The following is a 25,489-nucleotide window of genomic DNA, read 5'->3' on the forward strand; positions in this document are numbered from 1 at the left end:
GCAACAGCGTATCACGGGAACGTGATTGCTTGCCGCATGGGGTTGTGCGGTGCCAATCTTTGTTAGGGAGAACAAAAAGGGTTCAAAGCAGCGTTTGAAAATGCGATTATCTCCGCATGCCGATCATCAGCCCGATTCTCGCCAATCCGCTCGTCGACGGCCGCCAGTCTGAACGGGCGATGGTGGTCAGGCGCGGCGTCCAGCGACTGCTCATGCAGATGGGCGCGCATGTGCTGCCGGAACTGTGCCTGGCAACGGGCCGGCGCGCCGACCTCGTCGCGCTGACGCGGACGGGCGACGTCTGGATCATAGAGATCAAATCATCGATCGAGGATTTCCGGGTCGACCGCAAATGGCCTGAATACCGGCTGCATTCTGATCGCTTCTTCTTCGCCACGCACCCGGAGGTGCCGGCCTCGATCTTTCCCGAGGAATGCGGCTTCATCCTCTCCGACGGCTATGGCGCGGAGATCATGCGAGACGCGCCGGAGCACCGGCTGGCGGCGGCAACCCGCAAGGCGCTGATGCTGCGCATGGCCCGTGCCGGCGCGGCAAGGCTGCTGGCGGCGGAATTGGCGGGCGTTTCGGTGCCGGCGCTGGACGGAGAAAGTGAGTAGTGAATAGTGCGTGGCAAGTAGTGACAGTGAGGATCGCGGCTCGGTCGCAGAGCCGACGTTCTACTCACTATTCACCAATCGCTCAACGGGGCGCACGCTTGGCGAGGATGCGCTGCAGCGTGCGCCGATGCATGTTGAGCCGCCGGGCGGTTTCCGACACGTTGCGCTCGCACATCTCGTAGACGCGCTGGATATGCTCCCAGCGTACGCGGTCGGCCGACATCGGGTTTTCCGGTGGCGCGGCGCGCTCGCCGGCAGTGCGGGTCAGCGCCGCGAACACGTCGTCGGCATCGGCCGGCTTTGACAGGTAGTCGACCGCGCCGAGCTTCACAGCCGTCACTGCCGTTGCGATGTTGCCGTAGCCGGTGAGGATGATGGTGCGGGAATCGGTGCGCTTTTCGCGGATCGCCGCAACCACGTCGAGCCCGTTGCCGTCGCCGAGCCGCATGTCGACCACAGCATAGGCGGGCGGGTGGGCGCGGGCTTTCGCCACCGCTTCCTCGACGCTTTCGGCGGTCTCGACCTGAAAGCCCCGCGTCTCCATGGCGCGCGCCAGGCGGGTGAGGAACGGTTTGTCGTCGTCCACGATCAGCAGCGACACATCGCCTGCGCCGACGATGCCCTGAACGGTTTCTTCATTGATCATTTCTTGTTCGTCCGTGTTGCCCAGATTTGCTTCAGATATAGGCTCAAACCACACTATTTGCCACCTTGGGCCATCAGGCCTCAATCGAACTCTATGCGGTGTCGAACATCGTACTCGCCGCCGAGCCGGGGTTAAGGAAGGCTTCACGCGGCCAGCTTACCTGAACGACCGCCCCCTTGCCCCGCTCATTCGCATTGTAGAAGGAAAGCACAGCGCCCGAACGCTCGAGCAGCGTCTTGGCGATGAACAGGCCTAGCCCGAGGCCACCACCCGGTTCCGCCCCCTGGCGGGTCGACATATAGGGCTCGCCGATCCGGTCGATGATTTCCGGCGGAAAGCCCGGCCCGTCGTCGACGATATCGAAGGCGACTTCCCGCTCGTCCCAGCGCCAGCGTATCGTGACCGTGCTGGCAGCGAAGTCGACGGCGTTTTCGACGAGATTGCCGAGGCCGTAAATCACGCCCGGATTGCGCCGCGCGACCGGCTCGGGGCCGACCCGTTCACCGGGTTCGAGCCGTATAGCGATGCCGAAATCGCGGTGTGGTGCGATCACCTCCTCGACCAGCGAGGTCACCGGCAATCGGGCGAGATGCGCTTCGCCCTCGGACGACAGGCTGGTCAGGCGCTTCAGGATCTCGCGGCAGCGCTCACTCTGAGAACGCAGAAGAGTGACGTCCTCGTGGTATTTGGGATCGCCGCGCAGCGCGCGTTCCATCTCCCTAGCGACGAGGGCGATTGTGGCGAGCGGCGTGCCGAGTTCGTGCGCCGCCGCCGCCGCAAGCCCATCCAGCGCCGAAAGATGCTGTTCTCGCTGCAGGACGAGTTCGGTGGCGGCGAGCGCGTTTGCGAGCAGCCGCGCCTCCTCCGCGACGCGCCAGGCATAGACGGCGGTGAAGGTGGTCGAGCAGAACACAGCCGTCCACATGCCGGCGACGTAAATGAAGGGCATCGAAAGCTCGGCGCCTTCAAACCACGGCAGCGGCAGATGGAAGAAGGCCAACAGCGTGGCCATGGCCATGACGAGGACGCCAAGCAGGGCCGTGAGCGGCAGCGACAGGGACGTTGCCGAGATGATGACCGGCACCGTCAGCAGCAACGAAAACGGGTTTGTCAGCCCGCCGGTCATGTAGAGCAAGCCGGCAAGCTGCAGCGCATCGAAGGTGAGCGTGATGAAGGCTGCGCGCGGTGTCAGCCGGTGAGCGGCCGGGTAACGGAAGGTGAGGAACAGGTTGAGCCAGGCGGAGCAGGCGATGAGCGCGAAGCACAGGCTGACGGGAAGGGGAAAATCAAGCCAGTAGGCGACAAAAATGACGGTGACGCTCTGGCCGACGATCGCCAGCCACCGCAGCCTTATCAAGGTGTTCAGCCGCAGCCGGTGGCTCTGCTGGAGGTCGGGTGTTCGCAGCTTTTCGATCATGGGCCGTTTATGCCCCTCGCCGGCTCCCGACGCCAAGCGCTATTTAACGCGCGGCTTGGCCCGTGGCGTCGCTTCGGCCGAAGCCGGATCCTCCGGCCAGAAATGTTTCGGATAGCGGCCGCGCATTTCGGAGCGTACATCGGCCCAGGAGCCGCGCCAGAAGCCTGGCAGGTCGCGGGTCGTCTGGATCGGCCGATGCGCGGGCGACAGAAGCTCCAGCGTGAGCGGCACCGTGCCGCCGGCGATCGTCGGGTGCCGGTCGAGGCCGAAAAGTTCCTGCACGCGAATGGCCAGCACCGGCCATTCGCCATCGTACCTTACCGGCACGCGGCTGCCGGAAGGAGCATCGAAGTGGGTCGGCGCCAGCGAAGCGATCTTGCGCTGCAGGTCGTGCGGCACCAGCGACATCAGGCCGGCGTGGAGCACACCTGCGTCGAGGCGCTGGAAAGAAGCCTCGCCGGGGAGAAATGGCGCGAGCCAATCGTCGAGCGATGCGAGCAGCGCCTCGTCCGAAACGTCCGGCCAGGGCGCGCCGATACCACGATGCAGCCATTGCAGCCTATGGCGGAGCGTTTCGGCTTCCCTGCTCCACGGCAGCAGGGCGAGGCCGTGTGCCCTTAGCGCATCGAGTATGGCGCGGTCGGCCTCCGCTCCGGTCGGCGGCGGCAGCATGCGCTCGGAAAGCACGATCGCGCCGAGGCGCTCGGTCTCGCGCACCCTGACCGCACGCTTTTCAGGGTCGAAGCTTGAATCCACCTGCCGCGAAATGCGCGCGCGGAGCGCTTCGCGTATCTCACCGATCGGAACGGCGGCGGCGGCGGCGATCCGCGCATTCTGCGCCTTGCCCTTAAGGTCGGCGACGACAATGAAAGCCTCGCCGGCCAGCGGGTCGGCTTCGTCAAGCATGGCGCCGCTGCCGTTGGCGAGCACGAACCGGCCGCGTGCGCCGCGCGCCTTGGCGACGCGATCGGGCCAGGCGTGGACGAGGAGAGAGCCGATAGGCGGCGATATTTGTTCGCCACCTCCCGCGTGAGGGGCGGTTCTCGCTCCACCCGCCTGACGCGCCAGACGCTCGGCGAGTTGCCTGGCGGCAGTGGCGCGCGGCGACTTGTCACCGCGGAAGCGCATCAGCCGCCGTTCGAGGTCGGCGCTGTCGCCGCCGAGCCCGCGCTCGGTGACGAGCACCGCAAGCATGGCCGCCGCCAGAGTGTGACCCTCTTTCGCCGCATCCGCGACCATGTGCGCGAGCCGCACCGGCAGCGCCAGTTTGCGCATCGCTTCGCCCGACGGCGTCAGCCGTCCAGCAGCATCGATGGCGTCGAGATCGGCAAGCAGCGCTCGCGCCTCGGCAAGGGCCGGAGCCGGCGGCGGGTCGAGGAAGGCGAGGCTGGCCGGATCGGCCACGCCGAAGGCGGCGCAATCCAGAACCAGCGACGAGAGGTCAGCTTCCAGGATCTCTGGCGGCGTGAAGGCCGGCAGCGCCGCCGTCTGCTCGGCGCGCCAGAGGCGGATCGCAACGCCCGGCTGGGTGCGCCCGGCACGGCCGGCGCGCTGATCGGCCGAAGCGCGCGACACGCGCACAGTCTCCAGTCGGGTCAGGCCGGTGGACGGCTCGTATTTCGGCAGGCGCGACAGGCCGCTGTCGATGACCACGCGCACGCCATCGATGGTGATCGAGGTTTCGGCGATGGATGTGGCCAACACTACCTTGCGGCGACCCGGCGGCGGCGGCCTGATCGCGGCGTCCTGCGCCTTGCCGTCGAGCATGCCGTAGAGCGGCGCAACGTCGATATCCGCGCCGAGACGGCCCTGAAGGCGTTCGGCGGTCCGCTCGATCTCGCGCTGGCCGGGCAGGAAGGCGAGCACGCTGCCCGGCTCGGAAGCAAGCGCCTCTCGGATGGCCTTTGCCATCGCATCCTCGACAGGCACGCCTGCCGGGCGCTCGTCATAGCGAATGTCGACGGGGAAGCTGCGCCCCTGGCTCTCGATGACCGGCGCTTCGCCCAGCAGACGCGCCACACGGGCGCCGTCCAGGGTCGCCGACATCACGAGCAGCCGGAGATCGGGTCGCAGCCCGCCCTGCACATCCAGCGCCAGGGCCAGGCCGAAATCACCGTCGAGCGAGCGCTCATGGAACTCGTCGAACAGGACCGCCGAGACGCCGGGCAGTTCCGGATCGTCGAGGATCGTGCGCGCCAGCACGCCCTCCGTCACCACCAGTATGCGGGTCGCGGCCGAAACCCGGCGCTCCATGCGCATGGCATAGCCGACCGTACCGCCGACGTCCTCGCCGAGTAATTCGGCCATGCGCCGGGCCGCGGCGCGTGCGGCGAGCCGGCGCGGCTCCAGAAGCAGTATCTTTCCGCCGCCGAGCCATGGCGTGTCGAGCAGCGCCAGCGGTGCGAGTGTGGTCTTGCCAGCGCCCGGCGGAGCCACCAGCACGGCCTTGCCAAAACGCTCCAGCGCCTGGAGCAGAGCCGGAAGCGCCGCGGTGACGGGAAGGTCGGGGAGCGCTCGCACAATCATTCCCCGATGCGGATCACAGGCCCGTCGGCCGCTTCGGCGTCGGCTTCGTCATGAGTGACCAGCAGGACGGGCAAATAGCTGGTGCGGGCCTTCGCAAAGACGAGCTCACGCATCTGGCTGCGCAGCCCGGCGTCGAGTTTGGAGAAGGGCTCGTCGAGAAGCAGCATTCGCGGCCCCGAGAGCAGCACTCGCGCCAGCGCCACCCGCGCCTTCTGACCACCTGAAAGCGTGTCGGGGTCGCGCGCTGCCGTCCCGGCCAGGCCGACGCCATCGAGCGCCTCCTTAACCAAGGCCGAACGCGCGGCCCTGCCCCTGACCGAAGGCGGGATGGCGAAAAGGAGGTTACCGCCGACCGACATGTGCGGGAAAAGCAGCGGATCCTGGAATAGGATACCGGCATGGCGCTCCTCGGCCGGCAGCGCGGTGATTTCTTCGGTACCGGAAAACACCTTGCCGGTGGCCGAAAACGCCCGGTCGAGAAAGCCGCCGATATAGGCGAGCAGCGTCGATTTGCCCGATCCCGACGGCCCCATCACGGTCAGCACGCTTCCGGGCTCGACGCGGTGAGTGACGGAAAGCAGCATGCGCGCACCGAGCGCGATCGTCACCTTGTCAAGGAAAAGCTGCTGCTCGGCCATCTGTCCCGCTGGGTTGCACCTGAAAACCGGACGCCTGTTCTACATCCGCATGGCGCGGCGGTTGCGGAATACCAGCGCCGGGACAAGCGTGGCAACAGCAAAGCCCGCCGCCGGTAACAGCATCTGCAGAAAGGCATAGACGCCGATAACGCGGCGGTTGCCGCCCGACGCCAGTGCGACGGCTTCGGTGGTGATGGTTTCGAGCCGACCGGCTCCGATGAGCACGGTCGGTAGATATTGCCCGATAGACACCGCAAATCCGACCGCCGCTGCGACCAGTATGGCCCGCGACAGCATCGGCAGGCGGACCCGGAGCAACGTCGCTGTTCGCGACTTGCCGAGGCCGGCGGCGATCGCCTCATAACGGCGGTCGTAGGCGCGCCACGGATCCGACAGCGACAGGAAGACATAGGGCATGACGAAGATGAGGTGCGCAAGCACCAGCGCCGGCAGGCTGGCGACGCTGCCGGTGAAGACGAACAGCAGTTGCAGCCCGAACAGGAATGCCGCCTGCGGCACCAGCAGCGGCAGATAGAGGAAGAGCAGCGCCCGTCGGCCGGCAGTCCGGCCGGTCTCGTTCTCGCGCATCAGGCAAAGCAGCGCCAGCGCTGCAGCCAGGGCGGTGGACAGGGCGGCGACCACAAGCGTGACCGACAGCGGAGCGGCGAGCCGTGGCGCTGTTTTCATCCAGGTCTTCGCCGTGAACATTTCGGGCAAAGCATCCGGAAACTGCCACAGCCCGGCGAACGACCAGACGGCCAGCGTGGCAAGACCGGCGAGTACCGTCAGCGCGGCGGCGACCATGGCCGCGAGCGCGGCTCGGCGCAGCCATGCGTCCCGGCGGAAGCGCACCCCGGATCTACGCAGCCGGCGCAGCATCGCCGCACCGAGACGTTCAAGCGCAATCCAGATGAGCAGTGCCGTCGCGGTGACGCAGAGCTGGAGCAGCGCGCCGGCGCTGGCGAAGAAGCGCATCGACAGTTCGGGGTCGTTCATCCAGCCGACCAGGCGCACGGCAAGCGGCGCCGGCGTCGTCGGCCCGAGGATCGCCGCCACGTCGACGACCGATGTGGCGAAGGCGATGACGGCAAAAACCGCGAGCCGCATCTGCCGGTAGAGCGGCGGCCAGACGCCTTGCAGGAACCCGGCGATGCGGCCGTAGCCGAGCGATGCGGCCAGCGCGCGGGTGCGCGGAAGGTCGACCTGCGGCAGAGCCGCGAGCGCGATCAGCAGCAGGAAGGGGATTTCCTTGACGATCAGCCCGGCGATCATCGACAGGCCCATAGGGTCATTGACGATCAGGAGGTCGGGCGGACGCTCCCAGCCGGTCAGCCATGGTGACGCGATGCGCGCAATCATGCCGGATGGTGCGATCAGGAAGGCAAGGCCGAAGGCGGCTGCGGCATGCGGGACCGAAAGTAGCGGCGAAATCAGATGCTGGATGCGCGAGAAGATGCGTGTTCCGGCCCAGCCGGCGATGAACAGCATGACCACGCCGAGCGACACGGCGGTTGTGATCAGGCCGGCCGCAAGGCTGATCAGTGCCGACATCAGGATGCCGGGCTGGGCGGCCAGCTTCTCGACATGCACGAGCGTAAAGTCAGTCCCGCCAAGCGCAGGAAGGTAGCCGAAAGCCGGCAGCAGGGTGCCAGAGAGCCCGAGCAGGATCGGCCCGGCAAGGATCGCGACCGTAAGTGGCGGGCCGAGGCGGCTCAGCATGGGAGGCTAACCGCAAGGGGAGGGTAAAATGGCGGCGGCGTTCAATTCGCCGCGCCGTAGCGCTGCTTCCATTCCGTCTCGATCCTGTCCATCCAGCTTGGATGCGGCTCGTCGAGCGCCGGGCCAAGTTCGTCTGGTTTCAGCGTGGCGATGCCGAGGTCGAGAGCCTCAAAGCGGGCGCGGCCAGATGCCTCAAGCTTCGAGACGGCGAGCACCGTCGGATCGCCCCAGACCTGCGGATCCTGCTTGCGCGCCTGCGCCTCCGGCGAGATCAGAAAATCCGCCGCCACCAGCGCGCCGGCCTTGGCGGCGGCGTTATAGGGGATAGCGACGAAATGCGTGTTGGCGAGTGTTCCGGCCGGAAATGTGAAAGAGCGCACCGTGTCGGGCAATTCGCCATTGGCGATTGCGCTGGAGGCTTCCGACGGGTTGAAGGCGAAGGTGATGTCGACCTCGTTGTCAGCAAGCAACTGCTTCATAGCGGGGTAATTCTGCGGGAAGGCCTTTCCGCCGCGCCACAACAGCGGGTTCAACTCGTCCAGATATGAAAACAGCGGCGCGACGGTCGCCTCGAACGACGCCTCATCCACCGGTTCCAGGAGCGCCGAGCGGTCCGCGACCAGTTCGGAGAGAACCTGCTTCAGGAATGACGAGCCTGTGAAATCCGGCGGCTGCGGATAGGTGAAGCGGCCGGGATTCTGCTTCGCCCATGCGAGCAGTTCCTTCGCCGACTTTGGCAGGGAAGCCGGTTCGGTGCGCGCCGAATCGTGGAAGAAAACCAGCTTGGCCATGCCCCACGGGCTTTCCAGCCCCTCGACCGGAACGGTGAAATCGGTTCGGATGGTCGGCTTTCCCTCGACGTCTACGAAACGCCAATTGGGCAGCTTCTCGGCCCAGCCGGGCGAGAAAAGCAGTTGCTGCCGCTTCATCGACGAAAAATTTTCGCCATTGATCCAGATCAGGTCAACCGTGCCGCCTTCGTTACGGCCGGCGGTCTTTTCGGCCACCACCTTGGCGACCGCATTGGCAGTATCATCGAGCTTCACGTGGACGAGTTTGACGCCGTAGCGCTTTTCCAGCTCCCGGCCTGCCCATTCGATATAGGCGTTGATGTTTTCTGCGCCGCCCCAGGCGTTGAAATAGACCGTCTCGCCACGGGCATCGGCCAGTACCTCCTGCCACTTCTCCGGGTCGGGTTCTCCGGCCAGCGCCTGAAGCGTCATTGCGGCAACCGATAAGGCAGCGATGAGAAGCTTTTTCAATTGAATCCCCGGTTCCGGTTTGGGTCCGGCGCGATTGAGCATCGTTGCGACAAGCCGGTCAATGCGGGCTCCGGACGAGGGAGGTCAATTCGCGGTGAGAGACGCGTGAGAGCGCCTCAGGAGACGTCGGTCCAGCGGCCCTCGCGAAACGAGCGCGCCATGGCGTCGACGGTGCGCTCGATCGTGATTCCGTCCTCGAAGTCGATGGCGACAGCGGCCTCGCCGCGCATGCGTCCGATCAACTGGCGGCATTCGACGATCTTCAGCTCGTTGAAGCCGAGCCCATGGCCGGGAGCGGGAATGAAGCGATCATAGGGCGGGTGGTGCGGAGCGGTCAGCACGGTGCGGAAGCCCTGTTCGGTCGCCCGGTCCGCAGTCAGATAGAGCTGGAACTCGTTCATCCGCTCCTGGTCGTAGAGGATCGAGCCTTTCGATCCAAATATTTGCACGGCGATGCGGCCTTTGCGGCCCCAGGCAGTGCGGCTGAGCGCGATCATGCCGGATGCGCCGTTGGCGAGGCGCAGCAGGATGGTGGCGATATCGAAAACCTCGACCGGGCGCTCACCTTCGCTCGTCCTGCGGGTCGGGTAAGGCTTGGCCATGTCGCACATGACGCGCGACACCGGGCCAAAAAGCATCGAGATCAGCGACAGCGGATGCACGCCGAAGTCGTCGATCGCGCCGTGACCGTTGGAAGCCTCGTGCCTCTGCTGGAACGGCGCGTCTGGATCGGCCATGAAGTCCTCGTCCATCTCGATGCGGACGTTGTTGACCGCGCCTATTGCGCCTTCGTCGAGCAGCTTCCGTATGTGGCGGATGGCGGGGTTCTGGATATAATTGTAGCCGAGGATGGCGGTCTTCCCAGAGGCCCGCGCGGCGGCCAGCATCGCCTCGGCCTCGGCGAGTCTGGGCGCCATCGGCTTTTCGCACCAGACATGCTTGCCTGCCTCGAAGGCGGCGATTGCCATTTCGGCGTGGAACCGGTTGGGCGTCGTAATCGACACGACATCGACTTCGGGGTCGGCGATCACGTCGCGCCAGTTGCCGGACGCTTTGGCGAAACCGAATTCGGCAGCCTTCCTTGTGGCAAGATCCTGGTTGGCTTCGCCAAGATGGACGAGCCGGATGTCGGGCACGTCGCCGAATGCCGGCCTGACGCCGGTCCAGGCCATGGCGTGGCACTTGCCCATATAGCCCGTGCCGATCAGTCCGACGCCGATCTTGTTCATGTAGGATCTCGCAGCTTCAACCGGATGTGAAAAGACCGGGGCGTTGGAACGCCCCGGTCCGACAAGCGCGCAGACTTATTTGTACTGTTCAGCGTTGCTCTTGTCGACGAGCACCGTGCCGGTGTCGATTACCGGCGGGATGGTCTTTCCGGCCTTCAGGTCGACCAGTGCCTGGATGCCGAAGGCACCCATGTTCTTCGGCGCCTGCGCGACCGTTGCGGTCATCTCGCCGGCCAGGATGGAAGCGGCCGCGTCCGGATTGGCGTCGAAGCCGACGACCATCACGTCTGCCAGCTTGCCGGCTGATTTCAACGCTTCGACGGCGCCGAGCGCCATATTGTCGTTGGAAGCGAACACCGCCTTGATGTTCGGGTTGCCGGTGATGATGTTTTCCATCGCCGCCTGACCCTTGGCGCGGTCCCATTCGCCGGTCTGCTCGGCAACCACTTTCAGGCCACAAGCTTCGAGGCCTGCCTTGGAGCCGGTAGCGCGGGCCTGGCCGGTCGACTGCGTGATGATCCCTTGCAGGATCGCCACTTCGGAGCCCTTCTCGACCTTGCCGCAAATGTAGTCGGCGGCAAGCTTGGCGCCGGCCTCATTGTCGGTGCCGATGAAGGTGACGCCTTCATTGGAGCCCTTGGTGTCGACGAAGACGACCGGAATGCCGGCGGCCTTGGCCGCATCGACGACCGGGGCGAGGGCGTTCGGGTCGGTCGGCGCCAGCGCAATGCCGTCCAGACCCTGCGCGATCATATCCTCGATCTGCGCGATCTGCGCGGCGACGTCGGATTCGGTCGGCGGTGACATTACCATCACCTCTACGCCGAGTTCCTTGCCCTTTTCCATTGCGCCGGCTTCCACCGCCGCCCAGAACGGGTTACCGGCGCCCGGACCCTTCATGTCGAGCAGGAACTTGTCGGCGAGCGCCGTGCTGGACATCAGCACGAGCGCCGCGCCGGCCAGAATGAGTTTCTTCATGATATCCTCCCAGATCAAAACGTCTCCGATTGAGGATTGCGCCCGGCGCGGAGACGGCGCCGGGCGCAATTTTCGACTACCGTCTCACCGCTGCATGGCGGCGCAGAACGTCGATGTAGACGGCGGCGATGATGACCAGACCGATCAGGATCTGCTGCCAGAAAGGGCTGACATTGTTCAGGTTGAGGCCGTTGCGCATCAGTCCCATGATAAGCACCCCAGCCAAAACGCCCAGCACGGTGCCGCGGCCGCCGAAGAAGGACGCGCCGCCGATGATGACGGCGGCGATGGCGTCGAGTTCGGCGTTCTGGCCGGCGAGCGGAAAACCCGAATCGGTGCGGCCGGCGAGCAGCAGCCCGCCGAGCCCGGCGAAGAAGCCGCTGATCGCATAGACATATACCAGCACGCGGTCGACATTGATGCCGGACACGCGGGCGGCGTGCGGGTTGCCACCGATGGCGAAGATATGCCGGCCCATCGACGTCCGGTTGAGGAAGAACCACATGCCGACCGCGCTGATTACAACAACAAAAAGGCTGGCAGGCAGGCCGGTCGGCGGCGGGAAGATGCCGAAATCATAGTTCGCCTGGCCGAGGTAGCGCACCTCCGGCCCAAGCCCGGAAACGGGCGCGCCGCCGGTGAGCAGGCTGGAGAGGCCGCGCGCGATGTTGAGCGTGCCGAGCGTCATGATGAACGGATGCGGTAGCCTGAGCACGGTCAGCCCGAACCCGTTCACCAGGCCGGCGGTGATGCCGACCAGCGGCCCGATCAGAATGACGATTGGCCACGGCACGCCGGCCTTGGCGGCGACCGCCAGGCACATCATACCGAGCGCCATCACCGAGCCGACAGAAAGATCGATGCCGGCGGTCACGATGACCACGAACATGCCGAGCGCCAGCAGGGCCAGCGTGGCGTTCTGCTTGATGATGTTGGTGAGATTGGCCAGCGACAGGAACACGTCGGGTCGGGTGGCATAGAGCAGCGCCATCATCACCACGACGATGACGACGATGCCGTAATGCTCGAGGAAGCTGGAAATTTTTGGGCTGTTGCCGAGCATCAGTGCTGCACCTTGTCGTGGGCGAAGGACTGGGTGTGGCCTTTGGTGCCCATGATCCACCCGATGACCTCGTTGCGGTTGGTGTCCTTCAGCGGCGCGTCGGCGAAATTGGCGCCCTGGTAGAGCGCCATCACCCGGTCGCAGCAGTAGAAAATGTCGTCCATACGGTGCGAGATGATGATCACCGCGACGCCGTGCTCCTTCAGTGATTTGATGAGGTCGAGCACCTTGCCGACCTCCTTGATGGCAAGCGCCGCGGTCGGCTCGTCCATGATCACCACCTTGGCGTCGAAGGCGGTCGCCCGCGCGATCGCCACCGCCTGGCGCTGCCCGCCAGACAGTTCCTCGACATTCTGGTCGATGCTCTTGACGTGGATCTTCAGCTTGTCGAGGTGCTCGGCGGCCATGCGGCGCGCAAGCTCGCGGTCGATGATCGTCAGGCCTGCGAACTTCCGTCCCGGCTCGCGACCGAGATAAATGTTCTCGTAGATCGGCATGTTTCCGGCCAACGCGAAATCCTGGTAGACCATCTCAATGCCCACCTGGCGGGCGTCGCGCGGCGAATGGAATTTCACCGGGGAACCGGCGAAATAGAGCTGACCCTCGCTGGGCGTATAGAGGCCGGAGAGTATCTTCATCAGCGTGGACTTGCCGGCGCCGTTGTCGCCTACAACGCCTAGCGCCTCGCCCGGCGCGACGTGGAAGCTCACGCCGTTCAGCGCTGTGATGGCGCCGAAATACTTTTTAACGCCACGCGCCTCAAGCAATGGCTCGGCTGCCGGCCCGCTCCCGTCGGTCATACCGCGAACTCCTCCACACCGCTGTTTCGCAGTTCCAGAATTGGAACAAACAGTGCATTATGCTTTTAGGTGTGGAATATTCATTCCATTTCTGATTGACTACGTCAAGGGACAAAATGTCCGCCAAGGATGCCGGCCGATGAATGTCACGGATGCCTCTCCTAAGGATTACCAGGCACTTCGCGCGCTGATCGCGCAGCGCGCCGAGGATCTGCCGCGGCGGCTGATGCAGGTTGCCGGTTATGCGCTCGAAAATCCCGACGAGATCGCCTTCGGCACAGTGGCCAGCATCGCCGCCAAGGCCGACGTTCAGCCATCGGCGCTGGTGCGCTTTTCGCGCGCGCTCGGCTATCAGGGCTTTACCGAATTGCAGGACATCTTCCGCTCGCGGCTCAGAGAGCGGGTGCTGAACTATGATGAGCGGCTGGCCAAGATGCGCGAGCACGGCATCGCCACCAGCAAGTCCGGGCTGGTGCTGGACGGGTTCCTGGAAGCAGCCGAACAGTCGGTCGGGCGTTTTCGCGAGAAGGTCGACCATGAGGCCATCGAGCGGGCGGTCGACTTGATGGCCAGGGCGGAAACCATCTACCTGATAGGCCTGCGGCGCTCGTTTCCGATCACCTCCTATATGAGCTACGCGCTCGGCAAGCTCGGCATTCGCAACATACTGGTGGATGCAGTGGCCGGCATGGGCGCCGAGCAGGCGAGCTTTATCACCGAGCGCGACGCCGTCCTTTCGATCAGCTTTACTCCCTACGCCAGCGAGACGGTGACGCTCACCAATGCCGCCAAGGCGCGGAGCGCGGCCATCGTCTCGGTAACCGATTCGGTGTTCTCGCCGATTGCTCCCTCCGCCGATGTGTTGCTGGAGGTAGTCGAGGCCAACTTCGAGGGCTTCCGCTCCATGGCCGTCACCATGGCGCTGGCCATGACGCTGACGGTTTCGGTCGCGGCGCGCCGGGGGGAGAACCCTTAGCGACTGATTGCGTCAGCTTAAATGGTGGGACGTGGCTAAGGCGCAGTCCCTCCCTTCGATTGGCAGGTGGCCCTTAAATCGCCGGCAGCGCGGTCGGGCTGTCGCCGGCGCCCAGCACCTGCTGGTCGAAATCGATGATCGAGCCAGTCATCAGCCCGCTTTCGGCGCTGGCGAGAAACGCTACGGCGCGCGCGACTTCCTCGGTCTTGAGCAGTCTTCCGAACGGCTTTTGCGCCTCCGCGCCATGCAACCAGCCGTCATTGGCCCCGTGGAAGACCTTCATGATGCGGTCTTCGCCCGGCGTGTCCATATGGCCGATGGTCAGGCCGTTGACGCGGATCTGCCGGTTCATGACGCTGTAAGCGACGTTCTTCGTCAGCGTGATCAGCGCTCCCTTCGAGGCGGAATAGGCGGTGATGAAGCTTTGCCCGCCATGGCCTGACATCGAGATGATATTGATGATCGAGCCCTTTATCCGTTCACGGTCCATCACCTTCAGCGCCTGCTGCATCAGGAAGAACGGAGCGCGCACGTTGATGGCGAACATGCGGTCGAAAAATTCCGGCTGCGTATCCCATATCGTGCCGCGGTCGGTCAGCCCGGCCGAATTGACGAGGATATCGACCCGGCCGAACGTGCTATCTGCAGCGGCGATGATCTTGCCCGTGTCCTCCATGGCCGCAAGATCGGCCGGGACGAAAATGGTTTTCACTCCCTTGCCTTCCAACGCCGCCTTGACGCGCGCGCCATTTTTCTCGTTGCGGCCAGTCACGACCAAGCCGGCGATGCCGCGCTCGGCGAAGAGATGCGCGATGGTCTCGCCAAGCCCCTGCGTCGAACCGGTGACGACGGCGATTTTTCCTTCCAGCGAAGACAGCGCGAGCGAGGCCGGATCAAACATCGTGCCTGCTCCTATCGGACTGCCACGGCCTGGCCGGTCTTCAGCGATTCGGCCGCCGCTTCCGCGAGCTTCTGCGCCATCAGTCCGTCATGGCCGCTGGCGCGCGGCGCTTCGCCCTTCTCGATCGCCGTCAGGAAGGCGTTGATCTCAATGCGGTAGGCGTCCTCGTAGCGTTCGATGAAGGAGAACGGGATCAGATCACTGGTGAAGCCGGCGCTGTCGGCCTTTTCCAGCGTGGTCAGATGAATGTTGCCGGCCCGCAGCATGCCGCCCGAACCGTGCACTTCGATGCGCTGATCGTGCCCGTAGGTGGCGCGGCGCGAATTGGTGATGGTGCACATCTTGCCGGTCGCGGTCTGCATGTGCACGGCGGCCGTGTCGATGTCGCCGACCTGGCCGATCGCCGGGTCGACCAGCGAAGCTCCTAGCGCGTGAACCATGACGGGATCCTCGCCCAGCAGGAAGCGCGCCATGTCGAAATCGTGGATCATCATGTCACGGTACAGTCCGCCGGATCTCTCGATATACGAGACCGGGGGCGGCGAGGGGTCACGGCAGGTGATGGTGACCATTTCGACATCGCCGATCTCGCCGGCGCGCAGGCGGCGCTCGAGTACCGAGAAATTCGGATCGTAACGGCGGTGGAAACCGATCATCAGCGGCACGCCGGCCTGCTCGACGACCTTCAGGCACTCCTCGATGCGCTCGACCGATAGAGAGACTGGCTTTTCGCACAGGATCATCTTGCCGGCGCGCGCGGCCTGTTCGATCAGATCGGCATGGGTGTCTGTCGGCGTAGCGATCAGTATGGCGTCGACATCGCTCGCCGCAATCACGTCGTCGACGGAGGCGGTCTTCGCCCCGACCGAACCGGCGAGAGAGGACGCGGCGTCGGGCATTGCATCGGCGACATAGGCGACCTGCGCCCGCCCCGATTCATGCAGCGCCCTGGCGTGCACCTTGCCTATGCGTCCTGCCCCCAGAACTCCGAAACGCAGCATATGCCGTCTCCCTGACCGCGATTTCAAAAACGGAACAAACATTCTGAATTGACTAATTGGCAGAATGTCTGTTTCATAAAGCAATCTCTTATGCCGTAACGTGCGGCGCGTCCATAGGCAACTCCGCCGGCGCGCCAAAAATGAAAGGACCGGGTCATGTCCGAGGCGGACCCCAGGCGGCTCGACGTTATCACCATGGGGCGAGCCTCGGTCGATCTTTATGGCCAGCAGATCGGCTCACGGCTCGAGGACATCACCTCCTTTGCAAAATCGGTCGGCGGCTGTCCGGCAAACATCGCCATCGGCACTGCGCGCCTTGGCCTGCGCTCGGCTCTGCTCACCCGCGTAGGCGACGAGCAGATGGGCCGCTTCATCCGCGAACAGATGCAGCGCGAGGGCGTCTCGGTGGACGGTCTCGTCACCGATCCGGCCCGGCTGACGGCGCTGGCGATCCTCTCGGTCGAGAACGACAAGAGCTTTCCGCTGCTGTTCTATCGCGAGAACTGCGCCGACATGGCGCTGTCGCAAGACGATATCGATGCGGGCTTCATCGCCTCGGCGCGCGCGCTGGTGGTGACCGGCACGCATTTTTCACGGCCCAACACCGACGCCGCGCAGCGCAAGGCCATGCGGCTGATGAAGGAAGCGGGCGGCAAGGTCGTGCTCGACATCGACTACCGCCCGAACCTCTGGGGACTGGCCGGTCATGCGGCCGGCGACAACCGCTACATCGCGTCGGAGCGCGTCTCCAACCAGATGAAGACGGTGCTCGCCGATTGCGACCTTATCGTCGGCACCGAAGAGGAGGTGCTGATCGCCTCGGGCGAGAGCGAATTGCTGAGCGCTCTGAAAACGATCCGTGCGCTGTCGCCGGCCACGATCGTGCTGAAGCGCGGACCGATGGGCTGCATCGTCTATGAAGGGCCGATTTCCGACGACCTCGAGGACGGCATCGTCGGCGAGGGCTTTCCGATCGAGGTCTATAACGTGCTCGGCGCCGGCGATGCGTTCATGTCGGGCTTCCTGCGCGGCTGGCTTGGCGGCGAGAGCCTGGCGACTGCGGCGACCTGGGCCAATGCCTGCGGCGCGTTCGCGGTGTCACGGCTTTTGTGCTCGCCGGAAATTCCGAGTTTCGAGGAGTTGCAGTTCTTTCTGAAGCATGGCAGCCCGTATCTGGCGCTGCGCAAGGACGAGGCGATCAACCATGTCCATTGGGCGACCAACCGCCGGCGCGACATCCCTTCGCTCATGGCGTTCGCCTGCGACCACCGCATCCAGCTTGAGGAGATCGCCAGAAAGGCCGGCGCCGACCCGTCGCGCATCGCGGCTTTCAAGGTACTGGCCGTCAAAGCGGCGGCGCAGGTCGCCGCCGGTCGCGACGGCTACGGAATGCTGATCGACGAGAAGCATGGCCGCGAGGCGATGTTCGAATTCGCGCGTTCATCGCTGACCTGGCTCGGCCGACCGGTCGAGTTGCCAGGCTCGCGGCCGCTGCGCTTCGAGTTTTCGCAGGACATCGGCTCGCAACTGGCCGAATGGCCGGTCGACCACTGCATAAAGTGCTTGTGCTTCTACCATCCCGACGATCCGGCGGAGCTCAAGGAAGAGCAGCAGCAGAAGCTGCGCGCGCTGTTTGAGGCCGCGCGCAAAGCCGGCCGCGAGCTGCTCATAGAGATCATCGCCGGCAAGCATGGCGCGCTGGCCGAGGACACTATCCCGCGCGCGCTCGAAGAGCTTTACGCGCTCGGCATAAAGCCCGACTGGTGGAAGCTTGAGCCGCAGGCGTCCAGCGCGGCCTGGCGAGCCATTGGCGCAGTGATTGAAAATCATGATCCGTGGTGCCGCGGCGTAGTGCTGCTCGGACTGGAAGCGCCGCAGAACGAACTGGCGGCCGCCTTCGCCACGACCGCCGAGGCGCCGGTAGTCAAGGGCTTCGCGGTCGGGCGGACGATCTTCGCGGATGCCGCGGAAAAATGGCTGGCGGGCACGATTTCGGATGAGGCGGCAGTCGCCGACATGGCCGAGCGGTTCGAAAGACTGACCGAAGCCTGGCTTGCCGTGCGCGGCCGCAAAGCTGCATAGTCGGCCCTATCGGCCGGGAGGAAATAGAAGATGGGAAAGACCATTCGCCTGACCATGGCGCAGGCGCTGACTAGGTTTCTGGCGCGGCAGATGACCGAGATCAACGGCGAGAAGCTGCCGCTGTTCGGCGGCGTCTGGGCGATTTTCGGCCATGGAAATGTCGCCGGGGTGGGCGAAGCTCTGTATCAGGTAAGGGAAGACTTACCAACATTCCGCGCTCACAACGAGCAGGGGATGGCGCACGCCGCGATCGCCTACGCCAAGGCGAACTTCAGGCGGCGCATGATGGCCGCTACCACGTCCATCGGCCCCGGCGCGACGAATTTGGTCACGGCGGCTGCGCTGGCGCACGTCAACCGCCTGCCGTTGTTGTTGTTGCCAGGTGATGTCTTCGCCAACCGCATTCCCGACCCGGTGCTGCAGCAGGTGGAGGATTTCGGAGATGGCACGGTCTCGGCCAATGACTGCCTGCGTCCGGTGTCGCGCTATTTTGACCGCATCACGCGGCCCGAGCAGATCGTCCCCGCGCTCAATCGCGCCATGCAGGTTCTCACTGATCCGGCCGATTGCGGCCCGGTAACGCTGGCGCTCTGCCAGGACGTGCAAGCAGAAGCCTATGATTATCCCGAAAGCTTTTTCGACGAGCGAATCTGGACGCCTCGCCGGCCGCGGCCGGATGCGGGCGAATTGGACGCAGCGGTAGCCGCGCTGAAGGAATCCAGAAAGCCGGTGATCATCGCCGGCGGCGGCGTTCTCTATTCGGAAGCGGCAGCAACGCTGAAAGCCTTCGCCGAAAAGCATGACATCCCTGTCATGGAGACCAATGCCGGCAAGTCGAGCTTGCCGCACGACCACCCGCTCAACATGGGCTCGGTGGGGGTGACCGGGTCCTCAGCCTCGAACCTGCTTGCCGAGCAGGCCGATGTGGTGCTCGCCGTCGGCTCACGGCTGCAGGATTTCACCACCGGATCGTGGGCGCTGTTCAAGGCGGAAGGTGTCAAGATTGTCGGTCTGAACGCTCAAGCCTTCGACGCCGGCAAGCATCGCGCGCTGCCGCTGGTGGCCGACGCCCGGGCAGGGCTCGAGGCGCTGGAAGCGCGGCTCAAGGATTTCAAGTCGCCCGAGGCCTGGGTCGCGACGGCCAAGGCCGCCAAGACCGAATGGCTCAAGGCTGCCAAGGCTGTGACCGACCCGACCAACGCATTGCCTTCCGATGCGCAGGTAATCGGCGCGGTGCATCGCGCGCGCGGCTCGAAGGCGACGCTGGTCTGCGCGTCGGGCGGGCTGCCCGGCGAGTTGCACAAATTGTGGCCGTCCGGCGCGCCGGGCAGCTACCACATGGAATACGGCTATTCGACCATGGGCTACGAGATCGCCGGCGGCCTCGGCGTCAAGCTCGCCAAGCCCGACCACGACGTTATCGTCATGCTCGGCGACGGCAGCTACATGATGATGAATTCCGAGATCGCCACCTCGGTGATGCTGGGCTTGAAGCTGACCATCGTGGTGCTCGACAATCGGGGCTTCGGTTGCATCAACCGGCTGCAGATGGCGACAGGCGGGGCGAACTTCAACAATCTGCTCAAGGATGCCAGGCACGAAGTGCTGCCCGAAATCGACTTCGCCGCGCACGCCGCCTCGATGGGTGCGGTGGCACGTAAGGTTTCCTCGATCGCGGAACTGGAACACGCTCTGAAAGAGGCCGAGGCGGATACGAAAACCTCGGTGATCGTCATCGACACCGACCCGCTGATCTCGACGGACGCCGGCGGTCACTGGTGGGATGTGGCGGTGCCGGAAGTTTCGGTGCGGCCGAGCGTCAACGAGGCGCGCAAGGAATATGACGAAAAGCGCAAAATGCAGCATGTGGTGAATTGAAGAGCTGCTTATCCCGCTTTTGGGCATCTTGAAGATCGGAGAAAAGACTTGAAGGCCAAACTCGGCATGTCCCCCATTGCGTGGTGGAACGACGATCTTGTGGAGCTCAGCGATGATGTGTCGTTGGAGGAGTGCCTGCGGCAGTCGAGGTCGGCGGGCTTTACGGGCATGGAGAAGGGCCGGCGGTTTCCCGACGATCCCGACGTGATGCTGCCCATCCTCAAGAAGGCCGATGTGACCCTCTGCGGCGGCTGGTTCTCGGGCACGCTGGTCGACGAAGATCTCGCGGCGAACAAGGATCGCATCCAGCCGATGATCGACCTGTTCAAGGCCGTGAACGCGCCGTGCATAGTCTATGGCGAGGTCGGCCGTTCGATCCAGGGCGACCGCTCAAAGCCGCTTGCCACCAAGCCCAGGCTTTCGGGCGACGAGATGAAAGCCTATGCGAAGCGGGTCACGCAATTCGGTGAATGGTGTGCCGATCAGGGCATGCCGCTCTCCTATCATCATCACATGGCGGCCGTGGTCGAGACCGAGCCTGAGCTCGACGCCTTCATGAAATATTCGGGCGCCGGCATTCCGCTGCTCCTCGACGCGGGTCACCTGGCTTTTGCCGGCGGCGACGTTCTGCGGGCCATCGACAAGCACCACAAGCGCATCAACCATGTGCATGTGAAGGATGTGCGCATGGAGGTGATCGACAAGCTCGACCGCACGAAACAGTCTTTCCTCGATGCGGTGGCCCTCGGCGCATTCACCGTGCCGGGGGACGGCTCGCTGGATTTTGGCAAGATCGTGCAAAAATTCGCCGACTACGGCTACGAGGGCTGGTTCGTGGTCGAGGCTGAGCAGGATCCCCGGAAGAATCAGCCGCTCAGGATGGCGCAGGTCGGCTACAAGGAATTGATGCGGGTCATGACGGCGGCTGGTTATACAGTCGAAACACAGGGCTTTCCGAATGCCTGATTGCTGCACTCTCGACACCGGTATTAGCTGATGGCGGGTGAGGATCATCCGTTCCTGCGGCCGCTGTGGCGGCGGGTGGCGCTGGTCGCCTTCTGTGCGGCCTGGACCATATTCGAGGTCGTCTACGGCCAGTCCTTCTGGGCTATGATCGCCGCAGGCATGACCGCCTACGGCGCCTGGATCTTCCTGATCGCCTACAAGCCCGGACCCGAAAAGGAAAAGGAATAAGCGATGTCGAAACTGCTGGTGAAGCCGCAAGAAAGAGGCGGGCGCGTGACCCATGTCACACCGCAAAGCGCCGGCTGGACCTATGTCGGCTTCGACCTTCACCGCCTGAAACCGGGCGAGACGGCGTCGGCAGCCACAGCGGATCGTGAAGTTTGCCTGGTGTTCGTCACCGGAAAGGGCGCGGCCAAGGCGGCGGGCCAGGACTTCGGCACGGTCGGCGAGCGCATGTCGCCCTTCGAAGGCAAGCCCTGGTCGATCTATGTGCCGGAGGGCTCGAATTGGTCGGTGACGGCCGAAACCGATCTCGAACTCGCGGTCTGCTCGGCGCCTGGGCTGGGCGGCGGACTGCCGGCCCGGGTCATTGGGCCGGACGAGGTCGAGCAGGAGGTGCGCGGCAAAGGGAGCAATACGCGCCACGTCACCAACATCCTGCCGGAGGGCGAGCCGGCGGATTCACTGCTGGTGGTCGAGGTGATCACGCCGGCCGGGAACACGTCGAGCTATCCGCCGCACAAGCACGACCAAGACGATCTTCCCCACGAATCGCATCTCGAGGAAACCTATTATCACCGCCTGAACCCGTCTCAGGGTTTCGCCTTTCAGCGCGTCTATACCGACGACCGTTCGCTGGATGAGGCGATGGCGGTGGAGGACGGTGACGTCGTGCTGGTGCCGAAAGGCTACCACCCCTGCGCCACCTGCCACGGCTACGATCTCTATTATCTCAACGTCATGGCCGGGCCGAAGCGGACATGGAAGTTCCACAACGCGCCAGAGCACGAATGGCTTCTGAAAGCCTGAAACCGGATAGGGCCTGGCAGCCCGCTTGCGTCACCGGCTAATGACTTTGCAGGAGGCATCTGCTATCAGCCGAAATCTACCCGGCTTCGTCATTCCGTCATACAAATCGCCTATGGCATCGACGCTGGCGAAGGAATTTCGATGCGTTACGCAATCTATTTCACACCCGAACAGGACGATCCGCTCACCCGGCTCGCCGCAAGCTGGCTCGGCCGCGATCCGTTCACCGGCGCCGCAACCGAACCGCCGGCAAGCACCATTCTGTCGCCCGCCGAGATCGCTTTCCACACCGCCTCGGCCCGCCGTTACGGCTTCCACGCAACGCTAAAGGCGCCGTTCGGCCTCGCCGCGGGCGAGACCGAAGCCGGCCTCCAACGCGCCATGTCAGTCTTTACTCAACGGGCCGAGCCGGTCGTCATCCCGCGTCTCGTAATCAAGCAGATGGACGGCTTTTTTGCGCTGGTTCCCGGCGACGAAAACCCCGGCCTGCAGCGCTTCGCCGATGACGTGGTCACCGGCTTCGATCGCTTCCGCGCGCCGCTGAGCGAGGCGGATATGGAGAGGCGCAACCCGGATGCGCTGAGCCCAGCCGAATTCCGCAACCTCTGCCAGTGGGGCTACCCCTACGTGTTCGACGCGTTCCGCTTTCACATGACGCTAACCGGCCGCGTCGGTGCGGTAGAGAGCCCGCGCATCCGCGCCGCCATCGACGAGGTATTCGGAACTGCCCTCGACAGGCCAGTCGCGATCGACGGCCTCGCCCTTTTCGTGGAACGTGAAGCCGGCGCACCCTTCACTGTGCTATCCTATCATGCGCTCGGCGAACGGCGCGACCGAAAGACAGCCTGACATGACTTCCGAAACCATCCTGACCAATGCGCGCATCGTGCTTGCTGACGAGGTGATCGAAGGCTCGCTCGTCATGCGCGACGGCAAGATCGCCGATTTCTCCCCGGGCGTGACCCGGACCGGCGAAGACATTGAGGGCGACTTCATCATTCCCGGGCTGGTCGAGCTTCACACCGATCACCTCGAAGGCCACTACGCGCCGCGGCCGAAGGTACGCTGGAACCCGATTGCTGCCGTTCTGGCCCATGATGCGCAGGTGGCGACGGCCGGCATCACGACCGTGTTCGACGCGCTCCGCGTCGGTTTCGACGGCGACGCCGACACCAATGCAGCCGACATGCGCAAGCTTGCCGACGCCATCGAGGACAGCGTGCGCAACGACCGGCTGCGGGCTGACCACTTCATCCATCTCCGCTGCGAGGTCTCGGCGTCGGATTGCCAGAGCAGCTTTGCGCTATTCGACAAGGACGATCGTGTGCGCCTGGCCTCCCTGATGGATCACGCGCCTGGCCAGCGCCAATTTGCGCGCATCGAAGCCTACGCCATGTACTACCAAGGCAAGCTGAAAATGTCCGACGAGGCGTTCCGGCAGTTCTGCGAGCGGCGCATGGCGGAATCCGCGCTGAATTCCGCGCCGAACCGGGCGGTCATTGCCGCCGCATGCCAGGCGCGCGGCATCGTTCTGGCCAGCCACGACGATGCGACGGTCGCCCATGTCGATGAGGCCGTGTCGCAGGGCATCAAGGTGGCCGAGTTTCCGACCACGGCGGAGGCGGCTAAGGCATCCAAGGACGCCGGACTCGGCGTCCTGATGGGAGCGCCCAACGTCATGCGGGGTGGCTCGCATTCGGGCAATGTGTCGGCCCGCTCGCTCGCCGAAAACGGCCTGCTCGACATATTGTCGTCGGACTACATTCCGTTCAGCCTGATCCAGTCGGCCTTCTTCCTCGGTGAAGTCGTCGAAGAGATTTCGCTGCCGCAGGCGGTCGCCATGGTCTCGAAGACCCCGGCCGAGGCCGTTGGCCTCTTCGACCGCGGGACGATCGAAAAAGGCCGCCGCGCCGATCTGGTACGGGTGCGCGTCGACGAGCACGTGCCCGTCGTCCGCACCGTCTGGCGCGAAGGACGCCGCGTCGCATGATGGCGTCCGCGCTCATCGAACGTGAGCAGGCTCGCGCCGAATTCCCTATACGCAACGGTGTTTTCATTGCCGTGGTCGGCCCGAGCGGCGCCGGCAAGGACACCGTGATCGGTTATGCGGCGGAGCGGCTGTCGGCGGATGAGGGCGTCGATTTCGTGCGCCGCGTCATCACGCGTCCCTGCGACGGGTCAAGTGAAATCCACGACACGCTGGCCGACGCCGAGTTTGACGAGGCCGAGGCGTCGGGCGCCTTCGCGCTGACCTGGGAGGCGCATGGGTTGAAATACGGCATTCCGGCCAGCGTCGACGATGCCATCGCCAATGGCCGCGTAGCGATCGCCAACGGCTCGCGCAGCGCCATTCCCTTCCTGCGGGAGCGCTACGCCAACGTCGCCGTGGTCGAAATCACCGCTAGACCAGAAATCCTGGCCGAGCGGCTCGCTGCACGGGGCCGTGAATCGCGCGGCGAGGTTCTGGCGCGGCTGGCGCGTGCGGCCGCGGTCGAGCTTACCGGACCGGGTGTGGTTTCGATCGACAATAGCGGCCCGCGCGAGATCGCCGGCGAACGCTTCGTCGCTATTGTCCGCAAGGCCATCGCGCATTCGGACGTGTCGGGCACGGTCTGACCTCCATCTCCTGAACTGCGAGCGCGGGGAGCCTCGAAGAACGCACCTCACCCGATCCGGGACAGGTGATTGTCCCAGACGTAATCGTCGGCCGCAGCCGAGCCGCCCTCGGGGTCGACGATCTCTCCCGCGCCGGTCGTTGCGAGGAAGCCGCTCCGGTCGGGCGCGATACCGCAGACTTCGGCGAGCCGGCTTGTCGAAACGACACGCTCGCCGGCCGCTTCGATGATCACCAGCGCGTTCCCTTGCGGCGAGGAAACCGCGATCGTGCCGGCCTCGGTATTGGCGGCCACCGAACCAACATAATTGCGCAGGCCACCCAGCACCTCTTGCGGCATCTCGATCAGCCCGAAGCTTTCGCCGGGCCTTGCGCGCCCGACCAGCGCCGGCCGTTCGCTCGCCGGCCCCTCGTGCTGGCAGCCGAACCAGACCGTGCCGCTCTGGTCGACCGCCACGTGGCGGATCGACAATTGGTGCAGTTCGGGCGGCAGCTCATGGCGCTCGAGCAGGTCGCCCGACAGGCGGTCGACGAAGACGAGAGACGGCTTCATGGTCGCAAGGTTCAGCTTGGCGCGGCCGAAATCCGGATGCGTCTCGATGCCGCCATTGGCAATTGCCAGCGTGCGGCCATCGCCAAGAAGCAACAACTCATGCGGTCCGACGCCATGCGTCGGGAACTCGCCTAGCCGCCGGAAGCCGTCGCTCGCGTCGTAGACGCCGATCATGCCGGCCGCATTGTCGAAATCGTTTTCGGTGGCGTAGAGCAGCCGGCCGTCCCGCGAAAAAACGCCGTGGCCGAAGAAGTGTCGGCCGGCGATACTGGCGATGGTCGCCGGCTCTTTCTTGCCGGTATGGTCGAAAACGACCGCGAAAGTGCCGGGCTGGCGGGCGAACACCACCGAACGCCGCGACACGGGATCGAAGGTCACGTCGTGCCCCCGGTCGGGCAACTCGACCCGGTGCAGGATCGCTCCTGCTTCGGACAGTATCGCCGCCCCGTAGCTGCCGTCGCGCCGCTGGTAGGCCGTGGCGAACACCGCGTCGGCATCCAACGTCCTGGCATGGGCGCGGAGCGACAGCGATGCGAGAAAGCCGGCTCCGGCGGCTTTGAGGAAATCCCGGCGATCGATCAGCGCCGTTTTCAC

At 64.7% G+C, this 25,489-nt stretch carries 23 protein-coding genes; 10 read left to right on the forward strand and 13 right to left on the reverse strand.

Annotated elements, in window-relative coordinates; translation table 11 throughout:
* Positions 1-116: 116 nt before the first annotated feature.
* Positions 117-617: an MmcB family DNA repair protein gene (locus tag ABVK50_RS26425; RefSeq protein WP_353643761.1), complete on the forward strand. Its 501-nt coding sequence runs from the start codon at positions 117-119 to the stop codon at positions 615-617.
* A gap of 82 nt (positions 618-699) precedes the next feature.
* Here the strand turns inward: ABVK50_RS26425 and ABVK50_RS26430 are convergent, their stop codons facing one another.
* The 10 genes from ABVK50_RS26430 to ABVK50_RS26475 form a co-directional block, all read right to left on the reverse strand.
* On the reverse strand, positions 700-1,263 hold the full coding sequence (locus ABVK50_RS26430; RefSeq protein WP_353643760.1) for an ActR/PrrA/RegA family redox response regulator transcription factor: 564 nt from the start codon (positions 1,261-1,263) through the stop codon (positions 700-702).
* Between the two features lie 91 nt (positions 1,264-1,354).
* Positions 1,355-2,680, reverse strand: coding sequence for an ActS/PrrB/RegB family redox-sensitive histidine kinase (locus ABVK50_RS26435; protein WP_353643759.1), 1,326 nt, complete (start codon positions 2,678-2,680; stop codon positions 1,355-1,357).
* A gap of 39 nt (positions 2,681-2,719) precedes the next feature.
* On the reverse strand, positions 2,720-5,206 hold the full coding sequence (gene hrpB / locus ABVK50_RS26440) for an ATP-dependent helicase HrpB (RefSeq protein ID WP_353643758.1): 2,487 nt from the start codon (positions 5,204-5,206) through the stop codon (positions 2,720-2,722).
* Positions 5,203-5,844: an ATP-binding cassette domain-containing protein gene (locus ABVK50_RS26445; RefSeq protein WP_353643757.1), complete on the reverse strand. Its 642-nt coding sequence runs from the start codon at positions 5,842-5,844 to the stop codon at positions 5,203-5,205. The genes hrpB and ABVK50_RS26445 overlap by 4 nt, the downstream gene beginning before the upstream one ends.
* A gap of 39 nt (positions 5,845-5,883) precedes the next feature.
* Complete coding sequence (locus ABVK50_RS26450) at positions 5,884-7,563, reverse strand: ABC transporter permease (RefSeq protein WP_353643756.1); 1,680 nt, start codon at positions 7,561-7,563, stop codon at positions 5,884-5,886.
* A 41-nt stretch (positions 7,564-7,604) separates the two neighbouring features.
* Complete coding sequence (locus ABVK50_RS26455) at positions 7,605-8,786, reverse strand: ABC transporter substrate-binding protein (RefSeq protein WP_353645801.1); 1,182 nt, start codon at positions 8,784-8,786, stop codon at positions 7,605-7,607.
* 155 nt (positions 8,787-8,941) lie between these two features.
* On the reverse strand, positions 8,942-10,054 hold the full coding sequence (locus ABVK50_RS26460) for a Gfo/Idh/MocA family oxidoreductase (protein ID WP_353643755.1): 1,113 nt from the start codon (positions 10,052-10,054) through the stop codon (positions 8,942-8,944).
* A 75-nt stretch (positions 10,055-10,129) separates the two neighbouring features.
* Positions 10,130-11,032 (reverse strand): sugar ABC transporter substrate-binding protein, encoded by a 903-nt coding sequence (locus ABVK50_RS26465; RefSeq protein ID WP_353643754.1) that lies wholly within the window; start codon positions 11,030-11,032, stop codon positions 10,130-10,132.
* 76 nt (positions 11,033-11,108) lie between these two features.
* Positions 11,109-12,095, reverse strand: coding sequence for an ABC transporter permease (locus ABVK50_RS26470; protein ID WP_353643753.1), 987 nt, complete (start codon positions 12,093-12,095; stop codon positions 11,109-11,111).
* Entirely contained in the window at positions 12,095-12,895 is an 801-nt protein-coding gene (locus tag ABVK50_RS26475) for an ATP-binding cassette domain-containing protein (RefSeq protein ID WP_353643752.1), read from the reverse strand. The genes ABVK50_RS26470 and ABVK50_RS26475 overlap by 1 nt, the downstream gene beginning before the upstream one ends.
* A gap of 139 nt (positions 12,896-13,034) precedes the next feature.
* On the opposite strand from ABVK50_RS26475, the gene ABVK50_RS26480 reads away from it, so the two are divergent.
* Positions 13,035-13,871 (forward strand): MurR/RpiR family transcriptional regulator, encoded by an 837-nt coding sequence (locus ABVK50_RS26480; protein ID WP_353643751.1) that lies wholly within the window; start codon positions 13,035-13,037, stop codon positions 13,869-13,871.
* A 73-nt stretch (positions 13,872-13,944) separates the two neighbouring features.
* Here the strand turns inward: ABVK50_RS26480 and ABVK50_RS26485 are convergent, their stop codons facing one another.
* Both ABVK50_RS26485 and iolG read right to left on the reverse strand, forming a co-directional pair.
* Positions 13,945-14,772, reverse strand: a complete 828-nt coding sequence (locus ABVK50_RS26485) for an SDR family oxidoreductase (RefSeq protein WP_353643750.1) — start codon at positions 14,770-14,772, stop codon at positions 13,945-13,947.
* 11 nt (positions 14,773-14,783) lie between these two features.
* Positions 14,784-15,773 (reverse strand): inositol 2-dehydrogenase, encoded by a 990-nt coding sequence (iolG, locus tag ABVK50_RS26490; RefSeq protein WP_353643749.1) that lies wholly within the window; start codon positions 15,771-15,773, stop codon positions 14,784-14,786.
* Positions 15,774-15,929: 156 nt separating this feature from the next.
* Here iolG and iolC point away from each other — a divergent pair, with 156 nt between their 5' ends.
* The 8 genes from iolC (at position 15,930) to phnN (ending at position 24,344) form a co-directional block, all read left to right on the forward strand.
* A complete protein-coding gene (iolC, locus tag ABVK50_RS26495; RefSeq protein WP_353643748.1) occupies positions 15,930-17,855 on the forward strand; it encodes a 5-dehydro-2-deoxygluconokinase in 1,926 nt (641 codons plus the stop codon).
* A gap of 30 nt (positions 17,856-17,885) precedes the next feature.
* Positions 17,886-19,733 carry a 3D-(3,5/4)-trihydroxycyclohexane-1,2-dione acylhydrolase (decyclizing) gene (gene iolD / locus ABVK50_RS26500; RefSeq protein WP_353643747.1) on the forward strand — a complete coding sequence of 616 codons (1,848 nt, stop codon included), beginning with the start codon at positions 17,886-17,888 and terminating at the stop codon, positions 19,731-19,733.
* Positions 19,734-19,781: 48 nt separating this feature from the next.
* Positions 19,782-20,699 carry a myo-inosose-2 dehydratase gene (gene iolE / locus ABVK50_RS26505; protein ID WP_353643746.1) on the forward strand — a complete coding sequence of 306 codons (918 nt, stop codon included), beginning with the start codon at positions 19,782-19,784 and terminating at the stop codon, positions 20,697-20,699.
* Between the two features lie 30 nt (positions 20,700-20,729).
* A complete protein-coding gene (locus ABVK50_RS26510) occupies positions 20,730-20,927 on the forward strand; it encodes a DUF3329 domain-containing protein (protein ID WP_353643745.1) in 198 nt (65 codons plus the stop codon).
* Positions 20,928-20,930: 3 nt separating this feature from the next.
* Positions 20,931-21,728 carry a 5-deoxy-glucuronate isomerase gene (iolB, locus tag ABVK50_RS26515; protein WP_353643744.1) on the forward strand — a complete coding sequence of 266 codons (798 nt, stop codon included), beginning with the start codon at positions 20,931-20,933 and terminating at the stop codon, positions 21,726-21,728.
* 141 nt (positions 21,729-21,869) lie between these two features.
* A complete protein-coding gene (locus ABVK50_RS26520) occupies positions 21,870-22,577 on the forward strand; it encodes a DUF1045 domain-containing protein (RefSeq protein WP_353643743.1) in 708 nt (235 codons plus the stop codon).
* Position 22,578: 1 nt separating this feature from the next.
* A complete protein-coding gene (locus ABVK50_RS26525; RefSeq protein WP_353643742.1) occupies positions 22,579-23,718 on the forward strand; it encodes an alpha-D-ribose 1-methylphosphonate 5-triphosphate diphosphatase in 1,140 nt (379 codons plus the stop codon).
* Positions 23,715-24,344 (forward strand): phosphonate metabolism protein/1,5-bisphosphokinase (PRPP-forming) PhnN, encoded by a 630-nt coding sequence (phnN, locus tag ABVK50_RS26530; protein ID WP_353643741.1) that lies wholly within the window; start codon positions 23,715-23,717, stop codon positions 24,342-24,344. Before ABVK50_RS26525 ends, phnN begins: the two co-directional genes overlap by 4 nt.
* Positions 24,345-24,391: 47 nt before the next feature.
* Here phnN and ABVK50_RS26535 read toward each other — a convergent pair whose 3' ends face one another.
* On the reverse strand, positions 24,392-25,489 hold the full coding sequence (locus tag ABVK50_RS26535; RefSeq protein WP_353645800.1) for a DUF1513 domain-containing protein: 1,098 nt from the start codon (positions 25,487-25,489) through the stop codon (positions 24,392-24,394).

This window comes from Mesorhizobium sp. WSM2240 (assembly GCF_040438645.1).
Classification (GTDB): domain Bacteria; phylum Pseudomonadota; class Alphaproteobacteria; order Rhizobiales; family Rhizobiaceae; genus Allomesorhizobium.